13 protein-coding genes are annotated in these 18,819 nt (G+C 35.4%); 2 read left to right on the plus strand and 11 right to left on the minus strand.

Annotated features, from left to right (window positions below; all coding sequences use genetic code 11):
- Positions 1-14: 14 nt before the first annotated feature.
- The 3 genes from I5168_RS00310 to I5168_RS00320 form a co-directional block, all read right to left on the minus strand.
- On the minus strand, positions 15-1,091 hold the full coding sequence (locus I5168_RS00310; protein ID WP_431472119.1) for an ABC transporter permease: 1,077 nt from the start codon (positions 1,089-1,091) through the stop codon (positions 15-17).
- The gene (locus I5168_RS00315; protein ID WP_431472120.1) at positions 1,088-2,182 is read right to left on the minus strand and encodes a BT_3928 family protein; all 1,095 of its coding nucleotides are present in this window, start codon (positions 2,180-2,182) and stop codon (positions 1,088-1,090) included. Before I5168_RS00315 ends, I5168_RS00310 begins: the two co-directional genes overlap by 4 nt.
- Positions 2,183-2,254: 72 nt before the next feature.
- Entirely contained in the window at positions 2,255-3,406 is a 1,152-nt protein-coding gene (locus I5168_RS00320) for a THUMP domain-containing class I SAM-dependent RNA methyltransferase (RefSeq protein WP_042278952.1), read from the minus strand.
- A 44-nt stretch (positions 3,407-3,450) separates the two neighbouring features.
- Here I5168_RS00320 and I5168_RS00325 point away from each other — a divergent pair, with 44 nt between their 5' ends.
- Both I5168_RS00325 and I5168_RS00330 read left to right on the plus strand, forming a co-directional pair.
- Positions 3,451-4,209, plus strand: coding sequence for an SAM-dependent methyltransferase (locus I5168_RS00325; RefSeq protein WP_431472121.1), 759 nt, complete (start codon positions 3,451-3,453; stop codon positions 4,207-4,209).
- A gap of 78 nt (positions 4,210-4,287) precedes the next feature.
- Positions 4,288-5,715, plus strand: coding sequence for an SDR family oxidoreductase (locus tag I5168_RS00330; protein WP_105018484.1), 1,428 nt, complete (start codon positions 4,288-4,290; stop codon positions 5,713-5,715).
- Positions 5,716-5,836: 121 nt separating this feature from the next.
- Here I5168_RS00330 and ctlX read toward each other — a convergent pair whose 3' ends face one another.
- From ctlX to I5168_RS00370, 8 genes are all read right to left on the minus strand, one after another.
- Entirely contained in the window at positions 5,837-6,763 is a 927-nt protein-coding gene (gene ctlX, locus I5168_RS00335) for a citrulline utilization hydrolase CtlX (RefSeq protein ID WP_431472122.1), read from the minus strand.
- Positions 6,764-6,825: 62 nt separating this feature from the next.
- Positions 6,826-7,746: a dimethylarginine dimethylaminohydrolase family protein gene (locus I5168_RS00340; protein ID WP_338350276.1), complete on the minus strand. Its 921-nt coding sequence runs from the start codon at positions 7,744-7,746 to the stop codon at positions 6,826-6,828.
- A 190-nt stretch (positions 7,747-7,936) separates the two neighbouring features.
- Positions 7,937-9,223, minus strand: a complete 1,287-nt coding sequence (locus I5168_RS00345; RefSeq protein WP_431472123.1) for a citrate synthase — start codon at positions 9,221-9,223, stop codon at positions 7,937-7,939.
- A 195-nt stretch (positions 9,224-9,418) separates the two neighbouring features.
- Positions 9,419-14,662: a reprolysin-like metallopeptidase gene (locus tag I5168_RS00350; RefSeq protein WP_431472124.1), complete on the minus strand. Its 5,244-nt coding sequence runs from the start codon at positions 14,660-14,662 to the stop codon at positions 9,419-9,421.
- Positions 14,663-14,839: 177 nt separating this feature from the next.
- The gene (eno, locus tag I5168_RS00355) at positions 14,840-16,126 is read right to left on the minus strand and encodes a phosphopyruvate hydratase (RefSeq protein ID WP_105018479.1); all 1,287 of its coding nucleotides are present in this window, start codon (positions 16,124-16,126) and stop codon (positions 14,840-14,842) included.
- Entirely contained in the window at positions 16,123-17,241 is a 1,119-nt protein-coding gene (gene carA / locus I5168_RS00360; protein WP_431472125.1) for a glutamine-hydrolyzing carbamoyl-phosphate synthase small subunit, read from the minus strand. Before carA ends, eno begins: the two co-directional genes overlap by 4 nt.
- An 87-nt stretch (positions 17,242-17,328) precedes the next feature.
- Entirely contained in the window at positions 17,329-17,790 is a 462-nt protein-coding gene (gene rplQ, locus I5168_RS00365; RefSeq protein ID WP_431472126.1) for a 50S ribosomal protein L17, read from the minus strand.
- A gap of 28 nt (positions 17,791-17,818) precedes the next feature.
- Positions 17,819-18,811 carry a DNA-directed RNA polymerase subunit alpha gene (locus tag I5168_RS00370; RefSeq protein WP_060523005.1) on the minus strand — a complete coding sequence of 331 codons (993 nt, stop codon included), beginning with the start codon at positions 18,809-18,811 and terminating at the stop codon, positions 17,819-17,821.
- Positions 18,812-18,819: the final 8 nt, after the last annotated feature.

Consider the following 18,819-nt stretch of genomic DNA (forward strand, 5'->3'; position numbering starts at 1 on the left):
TATGTCAGTTGTTATTAAGTGTCTAGTTTTACTCTAGGATCCAGTTTTATGTAGATCACATCTACTGCAATATTAATCAATATAAACAGGCTAGCAATGACTAGAACTGCTCCTGTGATTACGGGCAGGTCTTTTGTGTTTAATGCATCTACAATTTCTTTACCCAGACCGTTCCATCCAAAAATGTATTCGACAAAAACAGCTCCTGCTAGTAAACTCGCAAACCAGCCACTTACTGCTGTAACTACTGGATTGAGCGCATTTTTGAAAGCATGACGCTTTATTACCTGAAGTGTTGTCAATCCTTTTGCGTAGGCTGTTGTTATGTATTCTTGAGACAGAACTTCTAGTAAACTATTACGCATTAATTGAGTGATTACCGCAAGCGGACGTATTCCTAATACCAAAGCTGGTAGCACAAGATTGCGTAATTGTAGATGAATTCCTTCTCCATAATCATCCATCTCGTACAAACTACCACTCATAGGAAGTCCTGTATATTCGTGCCACAAATACCCGAACAGGTAAGCTGCGATTATCGCACTAAAGAAACTGGGAATGCTCATACCCATGGTACTTATTACTTGAATAACCTTATCAATCCAAGAATCTCTATATAATGCAGATATTACTCCAAGGGCAAGACCTATGAATAAAGCGATTAAGATGGAAGCAATCGCAAGCACAATAGTATTAGGTAAAGTGTCACCTATCACCTCACTGACCTGTTTGCCTGTTTTTTGAAACGATTCTCTTAAATAAGGTGTTTTTATAACTATATGATATCCTCCTAATTTTACGATAGAAGATCCGCTGTATCTATCGTCCCAATGAGTAAAATCATCAGCATTATCACTATGAAAACTTACTGGGTTCAAGTCGTTTATGAAATACAAGTATTGTTTTCCTAGAGTTTGATCCAGTCCGTACTTTTTCTGTACTGCAGCGACCTGCTCCATAGTTTGATTTTCACCTAGCATCATTTGCGCAGGATCACCTGGCATCAAATAAAAAAGAAAAAAAACTAGTGTCACAACTCCCCAAAGCGTAAAGAGTGCATATCCTAGTTTTTTTAAAAGGTAACTTATCATAATTCTAATGACTCTAGATCATTCCAGTGAGATTTTGCAGTTATAATACCTCTATCTACAAGAATAACACCAGGTACTGATCGTACTATGGTTTTTAAAGCAGTTTCATCGGCAGTATAAAATGTAGTTGAAAATTTATGTTTATTCATCACAGTTTTCACATCATCCATACTAGATGCCGTAAGACCTATAACCTCATAACCAGCAGTCTCTGCCCTATCTATAAATTTATTCAATTTATTTAATCCTTCAACCTCTGCTTTGTTTAGGTTATAAGTGATGATCATCGCAACTTTAGGTTTGGTTAAAAAGTCACTAGTAAAATCTTCACCATTTTCATCCTCAATTTTAAAATCGTGAATTGGTGGTTCGTAACCTTTTTCAACCAGTTCCGTTTCATATCTAACTAATTCTCCATAGCCACTAGGATAATCACCATTGGTAGTCACAACTTTCTCTGCACCATCGACATTAAAATACCATTTATATTCATAAACATCAGGTCTTGTAGGGTCTTCCTTCATGGCTTCTACCATATTAGTACCTACTTTATAAGCTCTAAAATCTAGAACCGGCAAGTGCATTAAAACGTAGTAAGCCAGAGCAAAACAACCAATTGTAGCGAGTAAAGTGATTATGCTTGATTTCGCTTTCGCGAAAGCGCTATACCAATAATCCTGTTTCACAAACAACACTATTATCATAATGAGTAAGATAACGTCCTTTGTAAATGATTCCCATGGTGTTAACGGAATAGCATCTCCAAAACAACCACAATCTGTCACTTTATTGAAGTAAGCACTATAAAACGTGAGAAACGTAAAAAACACAATCATTAAAAGTAAAGACCATGCTGTAAACTTTTTTTGAAAACCTAAAAGAAGCATTACTCCAAGAACCACTTCAAAAATCACCACAAATATGGCTATAGGAAGTGCAAGTGGCTGCAAGAATTCAAGACCTAGAACCGCCGCACTGAAGTATTCATCTAATTTATAACTGAACCCTAACGGATCGTTCAATTTTACAAGACCACTAAAGATGAATAATATTCCTACAAAAATTTGAAATATTCTAGCTATTATTTTCATGAAACAATGTTTGTTTCAAATATAACTAGCCTAGTTGTGGTAAAAAATATCTTGTTTAATTTTAGTATAAAATTATTGCAACTTGTGAATCTTTTTTGTCCCACGGTACATTTCATATTTAACTAATCTGGCATCTAGTTTACCATTATACAATTTGATTTTACGTGAAGGACGCAACCCAACATGTTTAATCGCCTCTAGATTTCCTGTGATGATCCAGGCTGTACTACCTTGGTAACGTTGTTTGAGCGTGTCACCTATTTGTTTATAAAACGTATCAATCTCAATACCTATACGTTCATCATAGGGTGGATTAAAAAGTAAGAAAGCTTTGGCTGTTTGATTATCTCTAAAAAAGTCTCCTTTTTCCAGTGATATGAAATCTTCAAGATTGGCATTTTTTACATTGTCCTTAGCTTTTTGAAGGGTATAGCCGTCGGCATCACGAGCTATAATTTTACCATCAAATTCACGCATTTTTTTAAGGCAGCTATCTTGGATTTTTTCAAAAAGGGCATTGTCATAATCCTTCCATTTTTCAAAACCGAATTCCATTCGATTAAGATTAGGAGCAATATTTGCAGCTATCATTGCCGCTTCTATAGCAATGGTACCACTACCACACATAGGATCAATAAAAGTAGATCGTTGATCCCAATCACTTAATAAAATAATTCCTGCTGCAAGAGCTTCATTAATAGGTGCAATATTTGTTTTATCTCGATAGCCACGTTTGTACAAGGGCTCACCACTGGAGTCAATAGAAACATCTACCCGTTGATCGTTAATGTGCACGGATACTCTTAAATCTGGATGTTTGGTATCCACGTTTGGCCTAGTACCAGTTTTCCTACGAAATTGATCTACAATCGCATCTTTTGTTTTTAAAGCTACATACTGGCTATGATTAAAATATCTGGAGGCTATTGTGCCGTGAACAGAAATACTATCATCTTCATTAATATATTGAGACCAATCATGTTGATAGATACCGTCATACAAATCAACCTCATTACGAGCTTTGAAACTGTATACAGGTTTAAGAATACGAATAGCAGTACGCAACATCATGTTTGCCTTGTACATAAATCCTAAATCACCAGAGAATTGAACCATGCGCACACCTCGTTTAATATCCATTGCACCCAGCTGGCGTAATTCTTTCTCTAGAACTTCTTCCAGTCCAAAGAGTGTTTTGGCGATCATCTTAAAATTTTGGGACATCCTTAGGTATTTTAGCCTGCAAAATTACGCTATTTTTGCCGCCTATGAGAGCACAGAAACAAGAGTGGTACGCAAGCTGGTTTAACACGCCCTATTATCACATACTTTATGGTGATCGAGATTATAAAGAAGCAGGCGCTTTTATGAATAACCTAGTCACTGCTCTTTCATTACAAGCAGATAGTCACATTATGGATCTTGCCTGTGGTCGTGGTCGTCACAGTTTGTTCCTTAACAAATTAGGATTCAAAGTTACTGGAGTTGATTTAAGTGAAAACAGTATTGACTTTGCTCGCAAACAATTAGAGCAAGATGCATCAGTAGATAGTAGTCGTATAACGTTTGACGTTCACAATATGACCTTGCCCTATCATGATAAATTTGATGCGGTATTTAATTTATTTACCAGTTTTGGGTATTTTGATGAAGAACAAGATAACTTAAACACCATTAAATCGATAAAGAAAAATTTGAAAGATGGTGCCTATGCAGTCATTGACTTTATGAATGTACCTCATGTACTCAGGCATTTAGTTATTTCAAATTCCAAAACCATTCAAGGCATTACATTTAATATGAACCGACGTTTTGAAAACGGGTTTATCTATAAAGATATTGAGTTTACAGATGGTGGTAATAAGTACCATTTTACAGAAAGGGTGAGCGCATTGATGCTATCAGATTTTCAAAAATATTTTGATCAAGCTGGTCTTGAACTAATAGACATTTATGGTGATTATCAACTCAATGAATATGATAAGTTCAACAGTTCTAGACTTATCATGATTTTGAGAAAACAATAGCTCCTAATTTCTAGTCATTCTTGCTCTTTAACATCTTTACTAGAGAGAATTTCCCTTGCGTAATATAACTTTAGCAACATGAAAGTGTTACTTACAGGCGCAAACGGTTATATAGGAGTGCGATTACTCTATGAGCTTCTTAAACAGGATCATGATGTGGTTTGTGCTGTGCGTAGCGCAAATAGACTTTCAGTACCTGAAGAAATCAAGGAACAAATACGTATTATCGAAGTAGATTTTCTCAAACCTGAGAAAAGTGATGCAATCCCAAAAGATATAGATGCAGCTTACTATCTAATTCATTCTATGACATCAAACACTGAAAATTTTGATGACCTAGAAGCTAGTAGTGCTCAAAATTTTCTCGAGGCTATTCACCCAACAAACTGTCAACAGATTATCTATTTATCAGGTATTGTTAATGAAGATAAACTGAGTAAACATCTGCTTTCGCGAAAGCGTGTAGAAGACATTCTTTACACTAGCAACATACCCGTCACTGTTTTAAGAGCTGGTATCATTGTAGGTAGTGGTAGTTCTTCTTTTGAAATCATAAGAGATCTATGTGAAAAATTACCTGTAATGATTACACCAAAATGGGTAAATACAAAAACACATCCTATTGCTATAAGAAATGTAATGAGTTATTTGACCTGTGTTTTGGGGTGTGTAGAATGTTATAACAATAGTTACGATATAGGAGGAAAAGATATTCTTACCTATAAGGAAATGATGTTACAATATGCACAAAAACGCAAATTGAAAATATTCATTTTTACAGTGCCTGTGATGACACCAACTTTAAGTAGTTATTGGCTTTATTTTGTAACGAGTACCTCTTATAAACTTGCTCAAAATTTAGTCAAGAGTATGACAATTGAAGTAGTTGCAAGACCGAACAATCTAGCAGAAAAATTCAACATTCAACCATTTACTTATAAAGAAGCACTTGACATGGCATTTGCTAAAATTGAACAAAGTCAGGTAGTTAGTAGCTGGAAAGACAGCATGGTAAGTGGAAGATTCAAAAAGAATTTAAATAAATACAAGCAAGTTCCTAAATACGGTTGTTTGAAGGATGAACAAACTCACAAAACCGATGACGCTACTAAAGCTCTTGAACGTATATGGAGTATAGGTGGAAAAAACGGTTATTACTACGCTACTTTCTTGTGGAAAATTAGAGGACTTGTAGACAAACTTTTTGGTGGTGTAGGGTTACGTAGAGGACGTACTAATCCAGATAAGATTTATCCTGGAGATTCCTTAGACTTTTGGAGAGTTCTTGTCGCAGACAAGGATGAAAAACGTCTCCTATTATTTGCTGAAATGAAAGTTCCTGGTGAAGCCTGGTTGGAATTTGAAATTGATGAAAATAACATAGTGCATCAAACAGCTACCTTTAGACCAAAAGGTATTTGGGGTAGACTTTACTGGTACAGTATGCTACCTTTTCATTATTTCATATTTGCAGGAATGATCAAGCATATAGCGACTGGCAAATAATCACTTCAAACTAGCGAGTACTCAACAGGTAGAAAATTCCTGACTTAAAGTAATAACCAGTTTAGAATTTTTGCTAGGTGGTTATAAATATTAGACTTACAACCACCTGGAAAAATTTAATTTATTTAGGTAAGAAAACTTCGGCCATCATACAACGTACTGATCCACCACCTAAGGTTTCTATAGTTTCAATAGAAGGATGTAAAATCTCATTATACGATTGCAGTTTTGTAATTTGAGATTCAGTAAGTGATGAATAAGCTTGATCACTCATAACAAGAAACCTTTCACCACTCGCATTATGAACTTGCATCATATTACCAGCAAAAGATTCTACTTGCTGCTCTGAAATGGTAATAACCTCTTTCCCATCTTCTTTGAGATGTTTAAGAACATTCTTACGCTCCTTTTTATCATCGATACAATCCAAACATATCACACAGTAATTCTCTCCTAATGCCATCATTACATTGGTATGATAAATAGGCAATCGTTTACCGTCTACACTTTGATATGCAGTAAAAATGACAGGTGTGTATTCAAAATCCTCGCAGAATTCAATAAGCAAATCCTCATCTGCTCTAGGTGAAATACTACAGTAAGCTTTACGATTTACACGATCTAACAACAAACTACCTGTACCTTCCAAAAACAGATCTTCCTCTTCGGCAGCAGTGTAGTCAACAACGTTTTCTATTGTAAAGCCACTTTCTTCTAAACGATTAAGAACTTCTGGTCGTCGTTCTAATCGTCGATTTTCGGCAAACATAGGGTACAGTGCAATATCACCATTTTCATGTGTTGAAATCCAGTTATTTGGAAAAATAGAATCTGGAGTATCGTGTTTAGGATCATCGCTTATTTCAATTACTGTAATACCTTTTGATCTTAACAATGCTACAAAGCCGTCAAATTCATTTTGTGCTTTCTCATTTTGGTTCTCTACTTGGACCTCATCATCTTGATAATAATTATTAACAGCGGTTTGTTCATTTAGTCTAAATTGAACAGGTCGTATCATGAAAACTGTGTCGGTAATTTGTTTCATTCTATTATTTATTGTCTCAAACTGCTGGTGTAGCAGTTTTCGCGAAAGCGAACTAATTAAAATTAATCTCTAATTAAAGGAAGTGTTGAACACCTTAACAATCCTTCTTGTTTTGCTATTTCGGCATAGGGAACCTCTTCTACAATTATACCGTGACTGCGCAACCAAGCGTTTAGTCTCGTGAAATTTCGTTCAGAAATGACTACATCAGGTGCTATTGAAAAAATATTAGAATTCATATTGTACATTTCCTCCTTGTCAATCTCAAAACAATTCTTTTTCCCAAATAAATCTATTAGGAATTGGTATTCTGATTCTTCTAGAAACCCATTACGGTGAATGATGCATTTATCATCACCGACTGGCTGAAAACAACAATCTAGGTGCAATGCGTTTTCCTTAGGATCTGTATTATGTTTTCTAAGATTAAAACTCACTACTTTTTTATTAGGAAACTGCTCTTTCAACCAATTAACAGCAGCGGTATTTGTGCGAGCAGTTATGTAGCTTGAATAGTCAGCTCCTCTATAAGTTCCTACGAATATATAGTCGTTATGAATCATAACATCACCACCTTCAATATGACATTCTTCTGGTGGCGTAAGTATATTTTCAGGATTGATTTTGTCTAAAACATATTTAATAGCATTGAGTTCTTGATCGCGATCTGGTAGAATGTTTGCTTTAATAAATACATTATCAATAACAAAACCTATATCTCTAGTAAAAATCTGATTGTAATCTTCAATTACATGAGGCCTATAAACCTCAACATCATATTTATCAAAGACTTGTGCAACAGCTTCCATCTCTTTTTCCATATCCTCATTCTTTGGATATGTACCGGCGATTAGGTGCTCTCTAGACTTTGGGTCATAAGCTTCTTCTATCGTAGGAGCAGGACCGTTACTAGATGCAGATCCTAAAACTACAGCCCTTAATCTTGATGTCTCGTTTGGTATGTACAGGTTCAATTTATCCATGTGGCAAAAATAATGGTTTAAACTAGGAAATAGAGAACTAAAACTATTGAGAATTTAGATCCTTAACATCCTTTTTTACCAACTTATATGAGTGATATTTATAAACTACCTAGCTTTATACAGACATGAGTGAGTAAAAAGAAAAAACCCAGCTTAGTAAGCTGGGTTCTTTTACTTGTTATAAGATTTTTTAGCGATTTGAAATATCGACAAAATTTCTTTTTGTTTCACCTATATAAACCTGACGTGGTCTACCGATCGGTTCTTTACGAGCTCTCATTTCTTTCCATTGTGCGATCCATCCAGGTAATCTACCTAAGGCAAACATCACTGTAAACATTTCTACAGGTATACCCATAGCACGATAAATTATTCCTGAATAAAAATCTACGTTTGGATATAATTTTCTATCTACGAAATAAGGATCTTCTAGAGCCTCTTTTTCAAGACCTTTAGCTATTTCCAAAATAGGATCTTCTACTCCTAAATCACTCAACACCTCATCGGCTGCTTTTTTGATGATACGTGCACGAGGATCAAAGTTTTTATAAACTCTATGTCCGAATCCCATTAAACGGAATGGATCTTCTTTATCCTTAGCTTTGGCCATGTACTTTTTAGTATCTCCACCATCTTCTTTGATAGCTTCTAGCATTTCAAGCACTGCTTGATTTGCACCACCGTGAAGTGGTCCCCAAAGAGCACTAATACCTGCTGAGATACTTGCAAATAGACCAGCATGAGATGAACCTACAATACGAACTGTACTTGTAGAACAGTTTTGCTCATGATCTGCATGTAGGATTAATAATTTATCAAGTGCATTTACAACTGTAGGATTAAGCTCATAATCTGAACTAGCTTTTTTGAACATCATTTTAAGGATGTTTTCCACATACCCTAAGTTATCATCACCGTAATCTAATGGCTGTCCATTTTTCTTACGTAGAGCCCAAGCTACCAGTACAGGAAACTTACCTAATAACTTCACAATAGCTTTATACATATCTTCATCGCTATCTACATTTACTGAAGAAGGATTAAATGCTATTAATGCACTTGTTAATGAAGATAATACACCCATTGGGTGAGCAGACTTTGGAAAACCGTCAAGGATTTTCTTTACGTCTTCATCTACATGAGACTCTGCTTTAATATCAGCATAAAACTTATCTAACTGTTCTTTAGTTGGTAACTCACCAAAAATAAGTAGATATGCAACTTCTAGGAAATCGGCCTTTTCAGCAAGATCTTCAATTGAATAACCTCTGTATCTAAGTATACCTTCTTCACCATTTAAGAAAGTAATAGCACTTTCACAGCTTCCAGTATTCTTATAACCAGGATCGATAGTGGTAACTCCACCAGTAGCTCCTCTTAGGGCTTTAATATCAATTGCTCTCTCGTTTTCTGTACCAGTGATGATAGGAAACTCATACTTCTCACCATCAATTTCTAATATTGCTTTATCTGACATTGTTTTATTGTGATTTTATGCCTACGAAAATACGGCAGGAAACTCATATTTAATACTCAATTTAAAAGAGATTGATAGAGTTTATAAAAAATTTAAGTAAAAACATAAACGTTCTTGAAAACGATGTAGTAAAAATGAACATAAATTAAAAGAGCGGTTAATAACCGCTCTTTAATACTGTAATTTGTTAACTACTTATTCCTTCACCAACTTAGTGGCATAGGAGCCTAGTTGGGAATCGATTGTCAGGATATAGGTACCAGAAGCTAATGAGCCTAAGTTGATACTTGAAACATCCCTGCCTAAACCAGCTTTAGATAAAACAGCTTGCCCTAGCATATTAGTCACGTTTATTGATAAACTTTCTTGTTTCAGTATACTAGTTAATTCGATATTTAAAATGTCTTTAACTGGATTTGGATATAGGGATATCATTCCATCCAACGAAACATCTCCATTGCTTAAAGTTACAGTTTCAAATTCAATATTGAACCTATTAGGGTTTTGAGATTGAACATTGCTATCTATATTAACGTTAACATTATTAATTCCAGATTGCAGTGGAGTTCTTGACATTAAATAATTATCTACTAATATTGGTTGAACCTGATCTAATTGCTGAATTTCAATTGAGAAAGTATAATCAGTTCCTCTTTGATTAAGGAAAGACAATGGATATACATTCCCAATTTGGGCACTGTTATTTTTAGCAATGGCCAATGATTGACCAGCAACTATAATTCCTAAGGTTTCATCTTGATTAGTAAACTTGATTGCATCTTCGGCTGTTACGTTGTCATCAAAACTTGAATCAAACAGCATTATAGACTCATCAAGTAATTGCTGTGTATTAGAGTTAAGTAACTCTATTCTTACAAACGAACTAGTTGAAGAAGACCTAAAAACGTTAGAAAGACCTTCATTGACTGCTTTATGAGATTCTTTAAATGCTATATTACTTGGACCAGTAGCTAGCATAAAAATAGATTGACCTGGTCTTATTTTACTAGATGCATTACTTGATGGGATCACAAAATCTGAAGGACCAGAAACATCTACAGTCGAGTATCCACCTCGGGCATTTAGGTTAGTATCCCAAACATAAACGAAATTAGGATTAATACCTGTTGTTCCTGTTTCAGCTATAAGATCTCTAACATCCACGATAGCTTGATATGGATTTGCAATCATAAGAAACTCTCCATTTGAAGTAGGGAAAGCTTGATTAAAATCTCCTATTTGTAGTTGACCTTCACTTACCAAAGTCGTTATCGTTGCTGGTGATGTGTTTGAAGACAAATCTACAGAACGATCACCGCGCACTAATAAACGGAATGCCTTACCTATTTCTAACTGGTTGCTCAAGGTGTTATCTTCTGCTACCCAAGCTTGATTCGTATTATCAAAATAGAACATATTACTATTACCGGTAGATGTTGCATCCAATCCATTGGCTCCACTTGTATTACCTGTAATATGCGTACCGATATTACTTTCAGACACTCCACCATTCTGGTAATTATTGTAAATTCCATTGGAAGTATTTACAGAACTAGCCATAAACCTATATGCTCTTCTTGCAGGAAAATAATTTTCCACGGTAACGTTACCAGTAAAAGTAGCTTGATTTGCATTATCCAACTGTCCTACCCTAGTCGCATCATTCTTGAATGTAAGGTTACCATTCGTCGTAATTGAGGAATTATTCGGATTCAAAACGTTATAAATATTCACGTTTGAATTCAAAAGAACTCCTGTAGTGTTTTGTACGGTCATATCATATAAATTAACATCACCTGAGCCACTTATAGTTTGTAAATTCGAAGAAGACATTTCGAGATTTCCGTTTGTTAAACCGGTTAAATTACCGTCAATTAACACATCTCCAGAAACTAATAGGTTATCAGCTAATTCTAGAGTTCCTCCTGATTGTACTGTTAAGTCTTTAATTTGTCCTGCTGCGCTCAAAGTTGTACTTCCATCTATAACAACGGCATTTAAAGACAAGGTTTCTAAATTAGGTTGAAAAGGACTCCAAGCTCCACCAGAGTATATTAAAGTAGGTTCACTGATTTCAATATTAAATACTTTCCCTTCAAGTACGGCTTGATCTGGAGTACGAGCTATGAAACCAAAACTATCATTATAAACAAGTTCCGTTGAAGTGTGCTCATAACTTATACGATCCTGATTGATATCTGACTGGGTAAACGTATCTCCTAAATTTAAAGCAGATCCTAATCGCAATATTCTTCCATGTTCTGGAATCGAAGTTATTACATAAGTCATATTAGCATTAGTAGTACCTGATTTTTGAGTACGCAATAACGTGTTTGAAATAATCGAAGTAGCGTTATAACCTAAAGTAAGTAAGTTATTTCGATTATTATCAATATCATTTACGTACTGCAATCTTCCACAAACAGTAACAGAGAATTCATTAAAAGTACCTCCTTGACTATCTGCTTCTCGGTCTGTAGCTAGTAAAACCCATTCACCTTGAGCACTACTACCGTTAAATCTTGAAAATGCTTGACCAGGAGTACGTACTCCTGTAATAGCACCTGTATATCCTGGATTACAACCAAAAGCTTCAGTACCCGAGTCGCTTACTGTGAGGTCAAAATTTCTTCCGGCCGCACATTCTCTATTGTAAACTTCAGAGAATCTTCCTGTAGGACTACTTAACTGCATTTTTAAATCTCCCGTATCACTATGAGTAGCATTCATATAAAAAGAAACCTGAGTTATCTCAATATCATCAGTTACTTGCACTCGCGCACTCACAGCATTATTACTATTTGTATTCCAAATGTTGTCATTATTTTCATAATACTCACTACCTATTCCTCCTGTTCCTCCATAAGTATTACAAACATCTTGAGCTGTTTGAAATGCAGAAATAGAATTTGCTGTACCTGTTGTACAATCATTAGATGGTGTTATCCTCCAAAAGTAAATTTTACTACTTTCTAATAAAGTCGGTTGGTATTGAGTAACATTAAATACTGCTGCCGATTCTACCACCGTAGAAAAATCAGATTGTTCAGAAATTTCAACTAAATAACCCGATGCACTTTCTAAATCGTCCCACATCAATAAAGGATTAGCAACTTGATTACCAGCACCATTTATTGGAGAAGTTAAATTTACCTGTCCAACATTTCCATCAAAAATCTTAAGAACCATCGGTTGAACTATTGTAGCAGAAGTCGTAGTAGTAATTAGATCAAATTCATACCTTCCTGCATCTACACCAGCGGTATTAGATATTGTAGCTTGAATAGTTCCAGTTGCACTAGTTGATGCTGGGGTGAAGTTAACATTAAGATTTGCCGGCAAATTATTGGTAGAAAAAGTTGCAGTTTCGATAAATCCTGGCGCAGGAACGTAATTAAATGAAAAAGCTGCATCACTTGGAGAACATGAGGAAACTGTATCATTTGCCAAGTTCAATTCAAAAGTACCTTCTTTAATTTCAAAATTCTGATTAGATATATCAAAGAAATAATTATCAACAGCTTCTATCATGATTCTTGCCTGGGTGGTTTTAACACCAGTCGGAATGTTCACGATTTGTGAACCGTCATTATTAACATTAGAAGCTAATGTTATAGGATAGGTATAACCACCATCAGTTGATAAGAGAATATTTACTTGAGTAGCATAAGTTGTATTATTTGTACCTGCTTCATTCCATGTAATATTGACATTTTCGCCTTCATACCACAATTCTGATCCCGTGTTTGGTGAAGAAACACTAAACGCTGCAGAGGCTCCAACTGTAATGGTGACACCTGCAAAATCTGATTGACCTCCATTAATGTTATTATCCCTAATCGTACAAAAGAATCTCATCTCTCGTTGTACATTTGGTAGTGTTTCCCATGTAGGATCAACATTATTTACTAAGTCATTTAGATTAGGAAAATATCTAGTTGGGCTTGTAGTTGGAAATAATGTTCTAAACACAGGTCCCCTATTGTTAGACGAAAGTGGTGGTTGTGTAGCTCCCGTATAACCACCTGCATTATATCCGTTATCAAGTTGTTCCCAGTTATAAGTATAAGTTTCTCCAGGATCTGGAGCTTGTGTAGAAATCCCGGTTAATTTGAAAGGAGTGTTTCTAGGTATTGTTTTGTTAGTTAAAGAAACTGAATTAGGTGCGCTAGCGTTTAATCCATTTAAACCTTGTTCCAATTCACAAGTATCAGAGACTAATTCATTATGCATTTGAAATAAACTAATCAAATGAAAATATGCATCTGAATTATCTTGTACATTAGGCGCACAAATCCCAGCATAACCCATAATAGTGGAAGCACTTCCCGTTTCAACAGGTGCAGAAGATGGACTACCACCGAAACACCCGTTATAAAATGTGTGAGAAGCACCAAATTGGTGTCCAATCTCATGGCTCACATAATCAATATCAAACGGGTCAAATTCTGGAGTAACGATACCCGTTACACCTTGGGCTTTACTTCCGCTACATCTTACAGCACTTGCTATTCCACCACCACCAGTTGAGAATACATGGCCTATATCATAAGCTGCACTTCCGATTCTTGAATTAATCGCATTAGTATTTGCTCCAATCATTTGACCACCACTATAATTATCATATGGGTCAGTACCAGCATTTGTAAAAACAATTGCAGAATTATTAGCTACTAATGTAAATCTGATAGACATTTCTTGTTCAAAAACGGAGTTCACCCTTGTCAAGGTCACCGCGATACCAGCAAGAGCATCAGCAACTGCATCACCGTTCCCAGCATTACCATCATCATGGTATGCAGTATATTCACCTGTTGCAGCAATCGCAATTCTATAAGTTCTAAAAACTCTATCTCTAAAAGCTTTTGAAATGGTAGAGGATTCAAAAGCATCAATAGTTTCCTTGCTTAAGGTATCTTCTACATGACAATCAAAAACTTCCTGATCAGATCTAGTTAGATTGTTACGATCATAAATCATAACAATATTAGGAGTCGATTTAGAGTAAGGATCAATATAAGTGATTTTTTCCCCTCTTATAACACCATGAAAACCTTTAGAGGTTATAGTAAAGTATATTACATTTTTAGGGTTATCAATGCCTTTTCCAATAAATGATTGAATATTGGGATACTGGTTGGAAAATCCTTTAGATAAAGAACCTGAATTAAAAACTTCGAAACTTTCAAATTTACCTTCTGACACTGGTAAATCGACAATTATTCCATTTCTGCCATCAAATCTATCTGGAGCACCAGTTAAATATTGAGAAAGAATGGAAGCATCTACTTGAATTAAGTCAAACTTTAACGGCTTTATAGGCCTGTCTTGTTCACTTATTACGGGCAATTCACTAGTGTCAATTGATTGCCACATGGAGCTTTGAGCACTTAATGTAAATGAAATAAGTAAACATAATAGGGATAATAGTCTTTTCATTTTGATAATTTAGAATGCCGCAATAAACAATAGAAAACGTTAAAAACACGTTTTTAATCGTAAAAAATGACTTTTTGAAGTCTAAACATGTATTTCATCGATAGTGTTAAACAAAAAAACCATCCCGTGTGGGATGGTTATGATTATCTCGCTTTCGCGAAAGCGTACTAACTCAAATTAAATTTGAAAAGCTTTCTTTCCTGGGTAATAAGCATTTTCAGCTAACTCCTCTTCAATTCTTAATAACTGATTGTATTTTGCCATACGATCAGATCTCGAAGCAGAACCTGTCTTAATTTGACCAGTTGTTAAAGCAACTGCAAGATCAGCAATAGTGTTATCCTCAGTTTCTCCCGACCTGTGAGACATAACAGAAGTATAACCAGCTTTGTGAGCCATATTCACCGCAGCAATTGTCTCTGTAAGAGTACCTATTTGATTTACTTTGATTAAAATAGAATTTGCGATGTGATTCTCAATACCTCTAGAGAGTCTTTCAACGTTTGTTACAAATAAATCATCACCTACTAATTGAACTTTATCACCTGCTTTCTCGGTCAGTGATTTCCAACCATCCCAATCATTTTCATCCATACCATCTTCTATCGAGATTATAGGATACTTATTGGCAAGATCTGCGAGGTAAGAAGCCTGTTCTTCACTTGAACGTTTAACACCTTTATCACCTTCGAATTTAGTATAATCATACATTCCATCTACATAAAACTCTGCCGCTGCACAATCCAAAGCTATCATTATTTGTTCTCCAGGAGTGTAACCCGCATTTTTGATTGCAAGTAGTATAGTCTCTAGAGCATCTTCAGTACCTTCAAGAGCAGGAGCAAAACCACCTTCATCACCTACGGCTGTACTCAAATTTCTATCATGTAACACTTTTTTAAGGTGATGAAAAATCTCAGTGCCCATTTGTAGTGCGTGTGAAAAACTTTCTGCGACCACAGGCATGATCATAAATTCCTGAAAAGCAATAGGAGCATCACTATGAGAACCTCCATTTATTATATTCATCATAGGAACAGGAAGAGTTGAAGCACTCATTCCTCCAATGTACTTATATAGAGGCTGATTAAGTTCTGCTGCTGCAGCCTTGGCGCATGCTAATGAAACACCAAGAATTGCATTTGCACCTAACTTTGCTTTATTAGGAGTTCCGTCAAGATCTATCATAGCTTGATCAATAGAAGCCTGATCAAAAACAGAAGCTCCAAGCAGCTCTTCTGATATAACGGTGTTTACGTTATTAACTGCTTTTCCTACACCTTTACCCATATAAGAAGATCCTCCATCTCTAAGCTCAACAGCCTCGTGTTCACCAGTTGAAGCACCAGATGGAACTGCAGCTCTTCCTATTACTCCATTTGAAGTAATAACATCTACTTCAACTGTAGGATTACCTCTAGAATCAAAAATTTGTCTTGCGTGTATATTAATTATTGTACTCATGCTACTCTTTCTTTATTGGTTTTTATAAGGTGGATAAATTCATCAAACAAATAGGTTGCATCGTTAGGTCCTGGTCCTGCTTCTGGATGATATTGTACACTAAAGCAAGGTTTTGATTTTATTCTCATACCTGCAACTGTATCATCATTAAGATGTACGTGGGTAATTTCTATATCATCATGACGCTCTGCTTGTTCTTTATTGATTGCAAATCCGTGATTCTGAGAAGTTATTTCGCCTTTTCCAGTTAAGAGGTTCTTAATCGGATGATTTATTCCTCTATGACCATTATGCATTTTATAAGTCTCTATGTTATGCGCCAAGGCGATTATTTGATGACCTAAGCAAATACCAAATAATGGCATACTTGAGTTCAATATTTCCCTAGCTGTTGCAATTACGGTTTCAAGTGGTTCTGGGTCACCAGGTCCATTTGAAATAAAATATCCATCAGGATTAAATGCCTTTAATTCTGCAAATGGTGTATTAAATGGAAAAACTTTAATGTAAACGTCACGACTGGCAAGATTTTTAAGAATGTTAGTTTTAACTCCTAAATCTAATGCCGCTACCTTGTATTGTGCATCAGGATTGCCGTAGTAATAAGCTTCAGTTGTAGAAACTTTACTAGCAAGCTCAAGCCCTTTCATACTTGGAACTTTGGAAAGTTGTTCCTTTAAGGCTTCTATATCATCAACAGCGGTTGAAATAATGGCATTTTGAGCACCATTATCTCTTATATAGGATACAAGTGCTCGAGTATCCACATCACACAAAATAACAAGATTTTGTTCTTGTAAATGTTTAAGTAAATCTGAAGTTGCAGCAGGACGACTGTGAATCGCAGAAAAATTTTTACAAACTAAGCCCGAAATTTTTATACTGTTTGATTCAGAATCATCATTCACAACACCATAGTTACCTATATGAGCATTAGTTGTAACCATTATCTGTCCAAAGTAGGAAGGATCTGTAAAAATCTCTTGATAACCTGTTGTACCTGTATTGAAGCAAATCTCACCAGTGGCAGTACCACCGTCACCTATTGCTTTGCCATAAAAGACAGTCCCATCTGATAGAACCACAACTGCGTCCTTTTTCTCTAAGTAAGCCATTAATTAAAAGTTTGGTAAAATTAATTATAAAAAAAGGACTGATGAAACATTCATCAGTCCTTTATTGTTATTTACGTAAAAAAGAATTTATTCTTCTTCATTAGTAGTTGTTGTATCAACAGCTGCTTTACTTGAGCGACTTCTTCTACTACGTCTGGTTGTTTTCTTAGAAGCACCTGTTTGGTAAACCTCGTTGAAATCAACTAACTCGATCATTGCCATATCAGCATTATCACCTAAACGATTACCAAGTTTGATAATTCTAGTGTAACCACCTGGACGATCACCCACTTTGATAGCAACTTCTCTGAAAAGTTGAGTAACTGCTTCCTTACTACGTAATTTAGAAAATGTAAGACGTCTATTATGTGTGGTGTCTTCTTTACTCTTAGTTATAATAGGCTCAACAAATTGTTTTAAAGCCTTTGCCTTAGCAAGTGTTGTATTAATACGTTTATGTTCGATCAATGAACAAGCCATATTTGAAAGCATAGCTTTTCTGTGAGCTGTCTTTCTGCTAAGATTGTTTATTTTGTTTCCGTGTCTCATTTTATTGTAATTCTATAACCAGTTACTACTAGTCACGGTCTAATTTATATTTACTTAAATCCATACCAAAGTTCAAACCTTTAGTATTAACTAACTCTTCTAATTCAGTTAAAGACTTTTTACCAAAGTTTCTAAACTTCATTAAATCGTTTTTGTTATATGAAACTAAATCACCTAAAGTTTCTACTTCTGCAGCTTTAAGACAATTTAATGCACGTACAGATAACTCCATATCAACCAGTTTAGTTTTAAGAAGTTGTCTCATGTGAAGACTTTCTTCATCATAAGTTTCTGTTTGCGCTATTTCATCTGCTTCTAGTGTAATTCTTTCATCGCTGAATAACATGAAGTGATGGATTAAAGTCTTAGCGGCCTCAGTAAGGGCTAATTTAGGATGAATACTACCATCTGTTTGAATTTCAAAAACCAATTTTTCATAATCCGTTTTTTGTTCAACACGGTAATTTTCAATACTATACTTAACGTTCTTGATAGGAGTAAATATAGAATCAATTGCGATTGTACCTATAGGTGCAGAAGGATTTTTATTCTCCTCAGCCGGAACATAACCTCTACCTTTTTCAATAGTGATTTCTAGATTTAAATTCACTGAAGGGTCTGTGTTACAAATAACCAATTCAGGATTTAAAACTTGAAAACCAGAGATGTACTTTTGCATATCACCAGCAGTAAATTGCTCTTTACCACCAAATGAAATATTTACTACCTCACTATCTACTTCGTCGATTTGTCTTCTAAAACGGGCTTGTTTGAAATTAAGCACCATTTCGGTAACATCCTCAACTACACCTTCTATAGTAGAAAATTCATGATCTACACCTTCTATGCGTATAGAAGTAATTGCGAAACCTTCTAAAGAAGACAACAAAACTCTACGCAAGGCATTACCAACAGTCAATCCATAACCTGGCTCCAACGGTCTGAACTCGAATTTACCCTCGAAATCAGTAGAGTCGATCATGATTACTTTATCAGGCTTCTGAAAATTTAAAATTGCCATAGTCGTTA

The sequence above is a fragment of the Nonlabens sp. SCSIO 43208 genome (genome assembly GCF_050703575.1).
In the GTDB taxonomy this organism is placed as follows: Bacteria; Bacteroidota; Bacteroidia; order Flavobacteriales; family Flavobacteriaceae; genus Nonlabens; species Nonlabens tegetincola.